Here is a 14,455-nt window from a genome sequence, read left to right on the forward strand (position 1 = left end):
CCGCATTGTAGCGGCACATGGCATGCCCACGGCGGATTCGCTCAACGCGCTTTCAGCAAACTATCCTGCTGCGGCCTGAACTCCGATCCGCTCGCAAAGCGGGGCCAGTTATTGCCGTTCGCCAGGCCACGGCCGAGCAGATAGAGCAAGGCCATGTCCTGCGCCCCACCGGCCAGGTTCCAGTCCGGTTTGATGACGTCGCTGGGTTTGTGATAATCGTTGGCAACGTACTCGTCGAACTTTTGCTTGGCGAACTGAGCCGAACGGCCCTGGAAATCGTTGCCGCTGCTGGTATTCAGGACCGGAATGCCGACGCGGGCGAATTCGAAGTGGTCGCCACGGAAATAGCTACCGGTTTCGGGCCTGGCTTCTGCCACGACTCGGCGTCCCTGCTTGGCGGCTGCCTGGCTCAAGCGCGCTTCCAAATCCGATTGGCCGGCGCCGACCAGGGTGATATCGCGGGTAGGACCGAAGTTGTTGATGCCGTCGATATTGATATTGGCCACCGTGCGGGCCAGCGGATAGAGCGGTTGCCGGACGTAGTGACGGGCCCCGAGCAGGCCGCTCTCTTCGGCGGTGGTTGCCAGGAACAATACGCTGCGTGCCGGCCCGCGACCGGCCTTGGCGTCCTGTTTGAACGCGCGGGCGATTTCCAGCAGGCTGGCCACGCCGGCGGCATTGTCGGCGGCCCCATGGTAGATCTGGTCGCCCTGGCGTCCCAGGTGATCCCAATGCGCGCTATAGATCAGCCAGTCGCGCTTGCGGTGCGGATCGGCGCCCTCCAGCCTGGCCACCACATTCTGCGAGTCGATGGGCCGCAGGATCTGATCCAGCTTGAAGGCAGCGCTGCCGGCCAGTTCCAGCGGTTTGAAGTCGCGCCGCAGGGCCGCCTGCTTCAGCTCGTCGAAATCCTCCCCGCAGGCTTTGAAAAGCGCCTGTGCGGATTCCCGCTGCAGCCAGGATTGCACCGGTACATTGCCGCTGTTGCCGTCGTTCGTCCGCAGGGTGAAATTTTCCTTGTACCAGCTGCTGACCACCACCGGGAAGCCATAACCGGCCGGGCCGGTCTCATGCACGATGATGGCGCCGGCCGCGCCTTTGGCGGCGGCGATCTCGAATTTGTATGTCCAGCGGCCGTAATAGGTCATGGCCCGTCCCCTGAACATGTGCTCGTCGAGCTTGCCGGGATCGGCCGGATCGGGCAGGGGCGGATCGCCCACCAGCATCAGCAGGATCTTGCCGCGTACATCCACACCTTTGTAATCGTCCCAGCCGTATTCCGGCGCCTGGATGCCATAGCCGACAAAAACCAGCGGCGAATCGGCAACCGCCACCTGCTCGCGCGCCAGGCTGGAGGTGGCGACGAAGTCGGCGGGTGTTTGCAGCCTGAGGCCGGCGGCACAGCCGCCAAAAGTCAGCGCCGGCTGGCTGCTGATGCCCAGCAAGGGCACCTTCTGCACGTAGCTGCCGTCCGGATTGCCAGGTTGCAGGCCCAGGGCCTTGAATTGATCGGTCAGGTATCGCACCGTCGCGATTTCACCTGCGCTGCCTGGCGCGCGACCTTCGAAGGCGTCGGAACTGAGTACGGTGGTATGGGCCAGCAGCCGGGCCGGGCTGATCTTGCCGGCACTGGGCAGCGCCTGGGCAATTAGTGGAAGGACGGCACAGGCGAGGGCAAGCTGCCAGGGCAGACGGTGGGATGATCGCATAGGGCATTCCAGGGGAAGTGAGCGGAGAGAACTTCAGACCACCGCTTACCATAGTGGAAATACCGCGACCCGGCATGGTGAGGCCGACGCGCCTTCTGTTTTTCGAATACCTGGCTCAATCCTGCAACCGAAACGAAAACGGCACCAGCAACTGTATCGGCCGGCCCTGGCCGATACACTGCAATCGCCGGGCGGCGCCACGCGCCAGGCTGGCGGCCGCCGGATGGGTGCTGGCCTTGATCGTGACGCTCTCCACCTGGCCATCCGCCGCCAGATTGAGCAGGACGGTGACCTCGGCCGTCTGTATCCCTTCCTCATCGGCCAGGGTAGAGAACTTATCGCCCAAGCCGACCTTGATGGCATCGAAATTCGAACAGACCACGCCTACCTTGGTGCTGACAGGCACTACCGGCGCCACGGGGGCGGCGACCACTACCGGCGCCGGCGGCGCGGGTGGGGCAGGGGGCGGCGCCGGGGTGTCGGGTTTGACCGTGGTCACGGTGGTAATGGCCGTAGTGACCGGCGGTGGATTCGCGCGGATTTCAGGCGGCGGTACGTAAGCGGGCGGCGGCGGGGTACGCAAGGCCGGCGTAGGCAGCAAGATTTCCTCAACCGGCGGCGGCGGTGGCTTGGGCGCTTCGATGATGCGTGTCTCGATGGGCAGCAGCAACACTTCGGCGGCGCGCTTGGCCAGGCCATTGAATAGGGCATGGATGGCCGCGGCATGGATCAGCACGGCGATCAGCAAACCGGAAAAACGCTTGAACGGTTTATCTGCCTCGCGTGCGAAATCCATCATGCGCTCCTGCCGGCCTGCCACTTTCTAATTAGGTATAGCTTGCTTCGACGCGGTGGCGGAAAGGTAATAATGGAGACGCGGCGGAAAGGGGCTGAACGGGAACTTCCAGGCGCATGCCGCGCCCAAGCGTCCCGGCGAGTATCCAGGCCGCCTGAAAAGAAGCAGACTCCATGAACGATACGATTCCTTACCCGCATGCGCCTGGCGCGCCCTGGCGCCGCGCCTTGCTGGCCGCCGGCCTGGCCCTGGCAACGATGGGCAATGCGCTCGCGGCCGACCTGATCACCTTTTGGGACCAGCCTCGGCGCGGCGGGAATAGCTTTAACCGATTGCCGCCCGACCAGGTCTATTTCGATGCACTTGGCGGCTATGGCGCCGATTGGGTCCGCCTGGCCTACGACAAATGGCGGCCGGAACAACGCGATTTCCTGTTGGGGGATGCCGATCATTACGCCGGCCTTGCCCAGGACGATCTGCGAACGCTAAAGGCGGCACTCGATCGTGCCCACCGGGCCGGTCTCAAGGTCGTTATCGCGCCGCTGTCGCTGCCCTATATGCGCTGGTCGCAGAACAATGGCGGCAAGTTCGACGGCCGCCTCTGGCAGGACCGCAAGCACTGGCCGGCGGCGGTCGCCTTCTGGCGTGATCTGGCCGAGGAATTGAAAGCGCATCCGGCGGTCGCTGCCTACAACCTGGTCAACGAGCCGGCCCCCGAGAAGCAGGCCGGCCTGGTGGAGCACGGCAAGCCGGCGGCAATGCAGGCGTGGTACCAGGCCCATCGGGGCGGCGCGCGCGACTTGCCCGCCTTCTATCAACAAGTTATCGACGCCATCCGCTCAGTCGATCCGGCGACCCCCGTCATGGTCGATGCCGGCTGGTATGGCGCGGCGGACGCCTTCAGCTATTGGCCGGCACGGCTACCCGACGACAAGGTGCTGTACAGCTTTCATATGTACGAGCCCTATGCCGCCACCAGCGGACCGAACCTGAAGCGGGCCAAGCCCTACCGCTATCCGGGCAAGGTGCCGTTCGCGGACGGTCAGCCCCCCGAGTATTGGGACGGTAAACGCGTCGCCGCCTATCTGCAGCCGGTGTTCGACTGGGCCAGGGCGAAAGGGGTGCCGCCCAGCCGAATGGTGGCAGGCGAATTCGGCTGCATCCGCAAACTTGCCGGCTGCAAGACTTACCTCGAGGATGTATTGGCGGTACTTGATCGCGAAAAGACCCACTGGGCCTTCTACAGCTTTCGCGAAGACAGCTGGGACGCCATGGATTACGAGCTGGGCGGCAGCAATGTGCCTTGGCAGTATTGGGAGGCGATGGAAAAAGGCCTGCCCGACCCGGTCAAGCGCAGCGCGACACCGCAATTCGAGCCCATTCGCAAGCGCTTGTCGCGGAACATACCTGCCGTTCCTGCGCCCTAGACGGTTTTGAAATGTCCTTCGACCTGCGCCAAGGCCCGTGCCAGGCAATGATCGAAATCCTGCAACAGCACCTCGTCCTCACTGCCCTCGTGCAGCGCATATTCCAGCTTGCGCGCGACCGCTTCCAACTCAACCGCGCCGACATTGGCGGCCACGCCGACGGTCGTATGCGCCAGCCGTTCGGCGGTGGTCCTGTCCTGGCGGGAGAGTGCATCGTGCAATTTGGCCGGCGTGTCGCCCAGGGTGCTCGGGATCTTGGCCAGCATCCGGTAATAGAATCCCAGCCGGCCGCCCATGCGGTGCAAGGCGGCCACCGTATCGAAGCCTTCCAGCAGCATGACGGACTCCGGTTCCGCCCCTGCCGCTGCCGCACTTTCTACCGTCGTGCCGGCGCGCGTTGTATCGACCGGCGGAAGCCACTGCGCGATGATGCGGAACATCTGTTCCGGCTCCAGCGGCTTGGTAATGCAATCCAACATGCCTTCGCGCAGGCAGCGCTCGCGCTCCTCCAACATCGCATGAGCGGTCAGTGCGATGATGGGGAGCTGCGCGTGCTGCGGCATGCCACGGATAAGCTGGGTGGCTTCGTGGCCATCCATTTCAGGCATCTGGATATCCATCAATACCAACTGGTAATAACCGGCCGGCTGCGCCTGCAGGTTCGCCAGGGCTTCCTTGCCGTTGGTGGCTACATCCACCTGGAAGCCTTCCAGCTGTAGGAATTCGATAGCGATCTGCTGGTTGATTTCATTGTCCTCCGCCAGCAGGACGCGGCAACCTTGCCAGCGCACGGCGCTGCTTTGCGGCAAAATCGGCAGGCTGGCGGGGCGGCTTGATTCGAATAGCGGCAGTAACACGCTCAGCAGGCTGGACTGCATGATGGGCTTCACCAGGAAGCCGTCGATAGCGGTTGCGCCGGTCTGGTGGCGGACTTCCTCGCCGCCGAAGGCCGTCACCAGGATAAATTTCGGGGGTTGGCGCAAGCCGGCCATCCGCAGGCTGGCGGCCACTTCCATGCCATCCAGGACCGGCATTTTCCAATCGCAGAACACCAGATCGTAGGGTCTGCCACGGTCAGCCAGCTTGATCTTGGCTAGCGCTTCCGTTTCGCGGCTCAGCATATCGGTTTCCATACCCATGTCCTGCAGTATCAGGGCCAGGACTTCGCAGGCGATCACACTGTCGTCTATCACCAGTGCCCGCAGTTTGCTTAGCGCGGCCATTCCTTGCAGCGGGGCAACTTCGCTGACCGTGCCGAAGCTGGCGGTGAAATGGAAGACGGAGCCGCGACCGGGTTCGCTCTCCATACCGATTTCGCCGTCCATCATATTGACCAGCCGTTTGCTGATGGTCAGCCCCAGGCCGGTGCCGCCGTATTTGCGCGTGGTCGAGCCATCGGCCTGCGTAAAGGGCTGGAATAGCTGGGCCGCCTGCTCCCGGGTCATGCCTATGCCGGAGTCGCGCACGCTGAATTCCAGCCTGATCCTGTCGGCGTCCTGCGTTACCCGTTTGCAAGCCAGGCAGATATGGCCGTGCTCGGTGAACTTGATGGCATTGTTGGTGAGGTTGATCAAAACCTGGCCCAGCCGGAGCGGATCGCCCACGAGATGGCGGGGGATATCGGCGGGTACCTGGAACAGGTACTCAAGCTGCTTGTCCTGCGCCTTCTGGCTGGTCATGCCGGCGACGTGGGCAAGGACTTCATCGAGGGTGAACTCGATATGCTCGATTTCCAGCTTGTCGGCCTCGATCTTGGTGAAGTCGAGCACATCGTTGATCACCGCCAGCAACAGATTGCCGGCCTTGTAGATCTTGCTGACGTAGTCGCGCTGCTTACTGCTCAAGTCTGTCTTGAGGGCCAGATAGGCCATACCGATGACGGCATTCATCGGCGTACGGATCTCGTGGCTCATATTGGCCAGGAATTCGCTTTTCAGGCGCGAGGCATTTTCGGCGATCCGGGTTGCCCGGCTGAGCGCCTGTTCATGGGCACGCAACTGCGCATTTGCTTCGCTCAGCTCCTGGGTCCGCCGCGCGACCCGCTCCTCCAGCAGGCGTTCGGAAGACTGCAGGTTTTCCATCAGCTGTTTGCTGGCCAAGAGCAGGCTGAGGAAGAACATCAGCGGCAGCCACATGCTCTGCAATTGGGCAAACCAGCTACCTGGCGCCGCGAAGTCGGGCAAGAGCGAACCCATGCCCTGCTGTGACAGGTTCATCAGCATGAGCAGGAAGTGGAAAGCGGCCTGGGGCAGGATGGAGAACAGCAGCAAGGCACAACCCGGCGCATCCCGCCGCCAGCCGGTCCATGCCGCCGATAAGGCAATGACTTCCAGCGGGAATAGTAGCGATTCCGACCAGGCCAACAGTTGCGACCGCTCTTCCGGCGGCGACAGGAAGGTGTGGAGCGCCAGCAAGGGAAACAGCAAGGCGAATCCCACCAGTACCCGGCTGCGCCAAGGACTGTGGCGGTTGAAGTAGCCGATTCGGATGGACAAAATGGCCGTCAAGGAACCACTGGCGAAATTGGAGTAGGAATGCATCCAAAGTACCGCCGGCCAATAGTCGAAGGCCGAGTAGGCGCCGCGCGAGACGACGAAATAGCAGGCCTGCGACAGCGCCCAGACACTGACCAGCAGGTGATCCTGCTGCCTTAGGGCCAAACCCAGGCAAGTGGTGAAGGCCGCGATGGCGATCAGGAACAGCACCGCCACCATGTCTTGCCCCTGCTCGCGCTGCGCCCGCTTGGTCGCGGCAATCACATCTTCCTGATGAAAGCGCACATAGGTGGGGTAGATCGTATCGGGTACCAGTTCGATCCGGACATATAGGGGCAGGGGAGAGGCAAAGGCCGTGGCAAAGCTCACCAGGTTGCCGATGGTGACCGCCTTGTGATTGTCGCCGGTGCGCATGGCGGCGGCCAATTGGCGACCGTGCGCGTCGAACAACACCATATTGGACTTGGCGTTGTAGACGGATAGGGCGCTGAGGTCCTCGCCGGGCGGGTTTGGCAGCTTGTCCCGGATGCGTACCCAACAGGTGGATTCCGGTAAAACCAGCAGACGCCCTTGGGGTGCCGCTATCCAGGCGGTATGACGGGGAGTGCCGTTCAGAAAGAGGGGAGCCTGCCCACAGGCATAATCGATCGGCAACGGTACGGCATAGCTGTGAGTCGACAGCAACCAACAGCATAGGACTACCGCGAACCTTAGGGCGCGGCTAGCCGAAATATGGACTTGCAATCCCCGCATGAGTTGATTTCTTTGTTTTCGCTTACCTGTCGGTATTGCGGCCCGACCGGCTTGGGCCGGTCCGATGGCTGGGCTGTATTTCTTGGGAATAGCCTACTTGGAAGAGAAATACGAAGAAATCCACTGCTGGCGCCCGTCAGCGATGCGGCGACTGTCAAAGCCATGTTAGTCAGCACGGCGATAGCGCGCCGGCTTTTCGAGTAGTCGTTCGCACACTTCGGCGAGTGCGGGCAGGATTTCCTGCACAATCCGATGAACGGTCATTGCCCCGCAAATGGCGTGTATTAGCCATTCCTACTACAGCTTTTGGCCATATCTCCGGCTTGCCTTGCTGCCAGGGGCTTCCAGGGCATTGCATATTTTTTTCAGTCCCTTAATACTGAAATCACTCGCACGGCACTAAGCCGGTGGGATCCGCAACTCTACGCTCACTACTCCGGAGGCATCATGGAAAACATGCAAGCTCTTATGGAAACCGAACTCTTGGAAGTTGCACTGAAGACCGCTACGCAACAAAAGCCCGATCTTCAGCTGAAGATCGTCAAGTCCAATAAGGAAGCGATGGCATCGCATTCGCATGATATCGACGCCAACTGATATCCACTGATCCGGATAGTAGTGTGATTCAAGCAGCTCGCTGATTCAGCGGGCTGTTTTACTATTGAAAATGGGAATGCGAATAGTTAAAAATATCAATAATCCCGGAGGCGGAATCATGCGGTTCAAAAGAGCAGGGACACTTGTCGTCTATTGGCAGGATGAGCAACTGGTTTTTCATAACTATGCCCAACGTTCCACGGTGCAGGCCAGTTTCGTCACCATGGAGATACTGAATTTTTTCAACGATTGGCAAACCACCGAGGCTGCGGCAGCATTTTTCGACGGTTACTCCGCCGCCAGCATCGCCGGCGCGGTCGCGGAACTGCTCGATGGCGGGCTGTTGATTGCAGAAGCGACACCGGCCGCGCTGCAGGACCAGGCGATCGGCCGGGACTGGGCGCCCTGGCTGCCCGAAGCCAGCTTCCACTTTTCATCCAAGGATGCCGCCTATGTTCATCGCGACTCCCCGCCGGAATTGAAGCAATCCAGTCTTCCCATTACCCCGCCGCCACCATTTTTCAAGTCCATCGCCGGCGCCACCGCCATTGCCTTGCCCACGCCGGCCATGCCTTTGCAGGATTTCGGCGAGGTCTTGTTGCGGCGGCGGACCCACCGCAAATTCTCCGCCCAAGCGGTGGCCTTGGCCGACATTGCCCAGCTGCTCTCCATGGTATGGGGCGTCAAGGGCTATATCGATACCCCGACCTTCGGCAAGCTGCCGCTCAAGACCAGTCCATCGGGCGGGGCGCGGCATCCTGGCGAGGTGTATCTGATGGCATTGCGCGTCGAAGGGCTGGCCCCCGGCATCTACCACTACCATCCGGTGGACCATACCTTGTCCCTGGTAAACGGCCAAGTCAGTCCCGAGCGGGCGGCCAGCTATTGTGCGGACCAGCGCTACGTGGGCGATGCCGCCGCGCTTTTCCTGATGACGGCGATGTTTCCCCGCACCATGTGGAAGTATCACAAGCCCCGCGCCTACCGGGTGGTACTGCTCGATACCGGCCATCTGGGCCAGACCTTCTGCCTGCTGGCAACGGCCTTGGGCCTGGCGCCGTTCGGCACGGCGGCGTTGAAGGACACGTTGATCGAGCACGACCTTGGTATCGACGGCGTCAACGAGTCGGCCATGTACGTGACCGGCGTAGGGCACCGCAGGACGAATGCGGCATAAGTGGGCGCCACATATATTAGATAGATTTGTAACGCCGCCTCGACCGGCCCGAAGCGCATTTGCGGCTTACCAGCGTCCCAATTACAAAAGGTGCGCGACTGTTCCGCGAAGCGCTGGCGGTTTGCATAGGATGGTGTTTTTGCTAAGTCTTTGTATTTCTTGAAGTGCAATCGAAGACTAAAGGAGAGACTAAAGAATTTTGCAGAAGGGTGTTGACGCACGGTGCGGCTAACCGTATAGTTCGCCTCCTGCTGCTGACGCAGACAAATAAACGAAGCGAAACACTCGATGTTAGCCAAGTTAGTCTGAACAAGCAAACGCTCTTTAACAAGATACAACCGATAAGCGTAGGCACTTGGCTTTAGGCTAAAGGCTTACGAGATTTGACGGCTTAGGCTGTTGAATCAAGCAATGCCAGTTTTGTTTCAAAAACAGAGATTGAACTCAAGAGTTTGATCCTGGCTCAGATTGAACGCTGGCGGCATGCTTTACACATGCAAGTCGAACGGATTTGAGGGGCTTGCTCCTCAAGTTAGTGGCGAACGGGTGAGTAATGCATCGGAACGTACCGTGTAGTGGGGGATAACTATCCGAAAGGATAGCTAATACCGCATACGATCTACGGATGAAAGCGGGGGCTCGCAAGACCTCGCGCTATACGAGCGGCCGATGTCGGATTAGCTAGTTGGTGGGGTAAAGGCTCACCAAGGCAACGATCCGTAGCGGGTCTGAGAGGATGATCCGCCACACTGGGACTGAGACACGGCCCAGACTCCTACGGGAGGCAGCAGTGGGGAATTTTGGACAATGGACGAAAGTCTGATCCAGCCATGCCGCGTGAGTGAAGAAGGCCTTCGGGTTGTAAAGCTCTTTTGTCCGGGAGCAAATCCTGCCTGCTAATACTAGGTGGGGATGAGAGTACCGGAAGAATAAGGACCGGCTAACTACGTGCCAGCAGCCGCGGTAATACGTAGGGTCCAAGCGTTAATCGGAATTACTGGGCGTAAAGGGTGCGCAGGTGGTTGTGCAAGCCAGATGTGAAATCCCCGGGCTTAACCTGGGAACTGCATTTGGGACTGCACGGCTAGAGTGTGGCAGAGGGGGGTGGAATTCCGCGTGTAGCAGTGAAATGCGTAGAGATGCGGAGGAACACCAATGGCGAAGGCAACCCCCTGGGTTAACACTGACACTCATGCACGAAAGCGTGGGGAGCAAACAGGATTAGATACCCTGGTAGTCCACGCCCTAAACGATGTCTACTAGTTGTTGGAGCAGCAATGCTTTAGTAACGCAGCTAACGCGTGAAGTAGACCGCCTGGGGAGTACGATCGCAAGATTAAAACTCAAAGGAATTGACGGGGGCCCGCACAAGCGGTGGATGATGTGGATTAATTCGATGCAACGCGAAAAACCTTACCTACCCTTGACATGTAACGAACCTCGCAGAGACGTGAGGGTGCCCGAAAGGGAGCGTTAACACAGGTGCTGCATGGCTGTCGTCAGCTCGTGTCGTGAGATGTTGGGTTAAGTCCCGCAACGAGCGCAACCCTTGTCCTTAGTTGCTACCATTCAGTTGAGCACTTTAAGGAGACTGCCGGTGACAAACCGGAGGAAGGTGGGGATGACGTCAAGTCCTCATGGCCCTTATGGGTAGGGCTTCACACGTCATACAATGGTCGGTACAGAGGGTCGCTAACCCGCGAGGGGGTGCCAATCTCAGAAAGCCGATCGTAGTCCGGATTGTAGTCTGCAACTCGACTACATGAAGTCGGAATCGCTAGTAATCGCGGATCAGCATGTCGCGGTGAATACGTTCCCGGGCCTTGTACACACCGCCCGTCACACCATGGGAGTGGGTTCTACCAGAAGTTGCTAGGCTAACCTTCGGGAGGCCGGTTACCACGGTAGGGTTCATGACTGGGGTGAAGTCGTAACAAGGTAGCCGTAGGGGAACCTGCGGCTGGATCACCTCCTTTCTAGAGAAAGGCCGACAGGCCAAGTGTCTACACTTATCGGTTGTGTGTTGAGAAGTACGGAGTGCTGTTCGGGGAACCGGACAGAGACTTCAAAGAGAAAGCTGGGTCAGTAGCTCAGTCGGTTAGAGCACCGTCTTGATAAGGCGGGGGTCATAGGTTCGATTCCTATCTGACCCACCAGTCGTTATAGGGGGTTTAGCTCAGCTGGGAGAGCACCTGCTTTGCAAGCAGGGGGTCGTCGGTTCGATCCCGTCAACCTCCACCATTCTTTTTGAAGGTAAGGAAACAAACAACAGCGAATTCGAGCATCCTGGGTAGGTAGAGGAGGGTTTGAGTTTCTTGTTGCTTGGCTTCTTTAGCCAATCTGTACTTTGCTCTTTAACAAGATAGAAGAAGTAATCAATGTAGTTCTAGTAAAGAACTGCAATGGGTTGATTGTATCGAAACTGGATTCATGACTAGTCGCATGGATCCGGGCAAACGCAAAAGACCGATAACCAGGCATTTTTGGTTATAGGATCAAGCGAATAAGTGCATCTGGTGGATGCCTTGGCGATGATAGGCGATGAAGGACGTGTAAGCCTGCGAAAAGCTTCGGGGAGCTGGCAATTGAGCTTTGATCCGGAGATGTCCGAATGGGGAAACCCACCCGCAAGGGTATCCCAGCCTGAATACATAGGGCTGTGGAGGCGAACTCGGCGAACTGAAACATCTAAGTAGCCGAAGGAAAAGAAATCAACCGAGATTCCGTAAGTAGTGGCGAGCGAACGCGGAAGAGCCTGTACGTGATAATTCAATGCTTAGTAGAACGGAATGGAAAGTCCGGCCATAGTGGGTGATAGCCCCGTATACGAAAAGCACTGGGTGGTACTAAGCGTACGACAAGTAGGGCGGGACACGAGAAATCCTGTCTGAAGATGGGGGGACCATCCTCCAAGGCTAAATACTCATCATCGACCGATAGTGAACCAGTACCGTGAGGGAAAGGCGAAAAGAACCCCGGGAGGGGAGTGAAATAGATCCTGAAACCGGATGCATACAAACAGTGGGAGCGGACTTGTTCCGTGACTGCGTACCTTTTGTATAATGGGTCAGCGACTTACATTCAGTAGCGAGCTTAACCGAGTAGGGGAGGCGTAGCGAAAGCGAGTCCGAATAGGGCGTTCAGTTGCTGGGTGTAGACCCGAAACCAAGTGATCTATCCATGGCCAGGTTGAAGGTGCGGTAACACGCACTGGAGGACCGAACCCACTAGTGTTGCAAAACTAGGGGATGAGCTGTGGATAGGGGTGAAAGGCTAAACAAACTTGGAAATAGCTGGTTCTCCTCGAAAACTATTTAGGTAGTGCCTCATGTATCACTGACGGGGGTAGAGCACTGTTATGGCTAGGGGGTCATCGAGACTTACCAAACCATGGCAAACTCCGAATACCGTCAAGTGCGAGCATGGGAGACAGACATCGGGTGCTAACGTCCGGTGTCGAAAGGGAAACAACCCAGACCCTCAGCTAAGGTCCCAAATGATCAGTTAAGTGGAAAACGAAGTGGGAAGGCATAGACAGCCAGGATGTTGGCTTAGAAGCAGCCATCATTTAAAGAAAGCGTAATAGCTCACTGGTCGAGTCGTCCTGCGCGGAAGATGTAACGGGGCTCAAACTGATAACCGAAGCTAGGGATATGTACTTTGTACATATGGTAGAGGAGCGTTCCGTAGGTCTGTGAAGGTGGCTTGTGAAGGCTGCTGGAGATATCGGAAGTGCGAATGCTGACATGAGTAGCGATAAACAGGGTGAAATTCCTTGTCACCGAAAACCCAAGGTTTCCTGCGCAACGTTCATCGGCGCAGGGTGAGTCGGCCCCTAAGGCGAGGCAGAAATGCGTAGTCGATGGGAAACGGTTTAATATTACCGTACCTTATTGCAATGCGATGCGGGGACGGAGAAAGCTAGGCCAGCCGGGTGTTGGATGTCCCGGTTTAAGCGTGTAGGCGTACTCTCTAGGCAAATCCGGAGAGATTAGCTGAGGCGTGATGACGAGCGAATTTATTCGCGAAGTGGTTGATGCTCTGCTTCCAGGAAAAGCCGCTAAGCTTCAGTTGCAATAAGACCGTACCGCAAACCGACACAGGTGGGTAGGATGAGAATTCTAAGGTGCTTGAGAGAACTCGGGTGAAGGAACTCGGCAAATTGACACCGTAACTTCGGGAGAAGGTGTGCCCCGGTAGTGTGTAGCGACTTGCTCGCGAAGCACGATGGGGTTGCAGTGAAAAGGTGGCTGCGACTGTTTATTAAAAACACAGCACTGTGCCAACACGAAAGTGGACGTATACGGTGTGACGCCTGCCCGGTGCCGGAAGGTTAATTGATGGGGTGCAAGCTCTTGATCGAAGCCCCGGTAAACGGCGGCCGTAACTATAACGGTCCTAAGGTAGCGAAATTCCTTGTCGGGTAAGTTCCGACCCGCACGAATGGCGTAACGATGGCCACACTGTCTCCACCCGAGACTCAGCGAAGTTGAAATGTTTGTGAAGATGCAATCTCCCCGCTGCTAGACGGAAAGACCCCGTGCACCTTTACTGTAGCTTTGCATTGGACTTTGAACAGACTTGTGTAGGATAGCTGGGAGGCTTTGAAGCGGGGACGCTAGTTCTCGTGGAGCCGACGTTGAAATACCAGCCTGGTGTGTTTGAGGTTCTAACCTAGGTCCCTAATCGGGATCGGGGACCGTGCATGGTAGGCAGTTTGACTGGGGCGGTCTCCTCCCAAAGTGTAACGGAGGAGCTCGAAGGTATCCTAGGTACGGTCGGAAATCGTACTGATAGTGCAATGGCATAAGGATGCTTGACTGCGAGACTGACAAGTCGAGCAGGTGCGAAAGCAGGACATAGTGATCCGGTGGTTCTGTATGGAAGGGCCATCGCTCAACGGATAAAAGGTACGCCGGGGATAACAGGCTGATTCCTCCCAAGAGTTCACATCGACGGGGGAGTTTGGCACCTCGATGTCGGCTCATCACATCCTGGGGCTGTAGCCGGTCCCAAGGGTATGGCTGTTCGCCATTTAAAGTGGTACGTGAGCTGGGTTTAAAACGTCGTGAGACAGTTTGGTCCCTATCTGCAGTGGGCGTTGGAAGTTTGAAGGGGGCTGCTCCTAGTACGAGAGGACCGGAGTGGACGAACCTCTGGTGTACCGGTTATGACGCCAGTCGTATCGCCGGGTAGCTAAGTTCGGAAGAGATAACCGCTGAAAGCATCTAAGCGGGAAACTTGCCTTAAGATGAGACTTCCCTAGGAACTTGATTCCTCTGAAGGGTCGTTCAAGACCAGGACGTTGATAGGTCAGGTGTGGAAGCGCAGTAATGCGTTAAGCTAACTGATACTAATTGCCCGTGAGGCTTGATCCTATAACCCAAGATGCCTGAGCATCGGGTTTGCGGGTACAACCAACCCAAAAGATTACTTCTTCTATCGAATGGTTTGCGACGCTTAAGTGCGAAGCGAGCCACAGAAATGCTAGAACGATGTGC

6 protein-coding genes, 2 tRNA genes and 2 rRNA genes are annotated in these 14,455 nt (G+C 58.0%); 7 read left to right on the plus strand and 3 right to left on the minus strand.

The features are described from left to right. Nucleotides 1-41 precede the first annotated feature (41 nt). Together FNU76_RS20335 and FNU76_RS20340 are read right to left on the minus strand one after the other, a co-directional pair. A complete protein-coding gene (locus tag FNU76_RS20335) occupies nt 42-1,709 on the minus strand; it encodes a M28 family peptidase (protein ID WP_144279900.1) in 1,668 nt (555 codons plus the stop codon). A 115-nt stretch (nt 1,710-1,824) separates the two neighbouring features. Beyond that, on the minus strand, nt 1,825-2,508 hold the full coding sequence (locus FNU76_RS20340; protein ID WP_144279901.1) for an energy transducer TonB: 684 nt from the start codon (nt 2,506-2,508) through the stop codon (nt 1,825-1,827). A 170-nt stretch (nt 2,509-2,678) separates the two neighbouring features. Here FNU76_RS20340 and FNU76_RS20345 point away from each other — a divergent pair, with 170 nt between their 5' ends. After that, the gene (locus FNU76_RS20345) at nt 2,679-3,932 is read left to right on the plus strand and encodes a glycoside hydrolase family 5 protein (RefSeq protein WP_179958215.1); all 1,254 of its coding nucleotides are present in this window, start codon (nt 2,679-2,681) and stop codon (nt 3,930-3,932) included. Here the strand turns inward: FNU76_RS20345 and FNU76_RS20350 are convergent. Next, nucleotides 3,929-7,111 (minus strand): hybrid sensor histidine kinase/response regulator, encoded by a 3,183-nt coding sequence (locus FNU76_RS20350; protein ID WP_179958216.1) that lies wholly within the window; start codon nt 7,109-7,111, stop codon nt 3,929-3,931. The two genes, FNU76_RS20345 and FNU76_RS20350, sit on opposite strands and share 4 nt — an antisense overlap. A gap of 516 nt (nt 7,112-7,627) precedes the next feature. On the opposite strand from FNU76_RS20350, the gene FNU76_RS24195 reads away from it, so the two are divergent. The 6 genes from FNU76_RS24195 (at nt 7,628) to FNU76_RS20375 (ending at nt 14,332) form a co-directional block, all read left to right on the plus strand. Next, entirely contained in the window at nt 7,628-7,777 is a 150-nt protein-coding gene (locus tag FNU76_RS24195) for a hypothetical protein (RefSeq protein WP_179958217.1), read from the plus strand. Nucleotides 7,778-7,895: 118 nt separating this feature from the next. Beyond that, nucleotides 7,896-8,954, plus strand: a complete 1,059-nt coding sequence (locus FNU76_RS20355) for a SagB family peptide dehydrogenase (protein WP_179958218.1) — start codon at nt 7,896-7,898, stop codon at nt 8,952-8,954. A gap of 440 nt (nt 8,955-9,394) precedes the next feature. After that, a 16S ribosomal RNA gene (locus FNU76_RS20360) occupies nt 9,395-10,930 on the plus strand. Nucleotides 10,931-11,033: 103 nt separating this feature from the next. Further along, nucleotides 11,034-11,110, plus strand: a tRNA-Ile gene (locus FNU76_RS20365). A gap of 9 nt (nt 11,111-11,119) precedes the next feature. Further along, a tRNA-Ala gene (locus FNU76_RS20370) sits at nt 11,120-11,195 on the plus strand. A 252-nt stretch (nt 11,196-11,447) separates the two neighbouring features. Next, nucleotides 11,448-14,332 (plus strand): 23S ribosomal RNA (locus tag FNU76_RS20375). Together the 16S and 23S rRNA genes with 2 tRNA genes alongside form the textbook arrangement of a ribosomal RNA operon. Nucleotides 14,333-14,455 lie beyond the last annotated feature (123 nt).

It is taken from the genome of Chitinimonas arctica (assembly GCF_007431345.1).
In the GTDB taxonomy this organism is placed as follows: Bacteria; Pseudomonadota; Gammaproteobacteria; order Burkholderiales; family Chitinimonadaceae; genus Chitinimonas; species Chitinimonas arctica.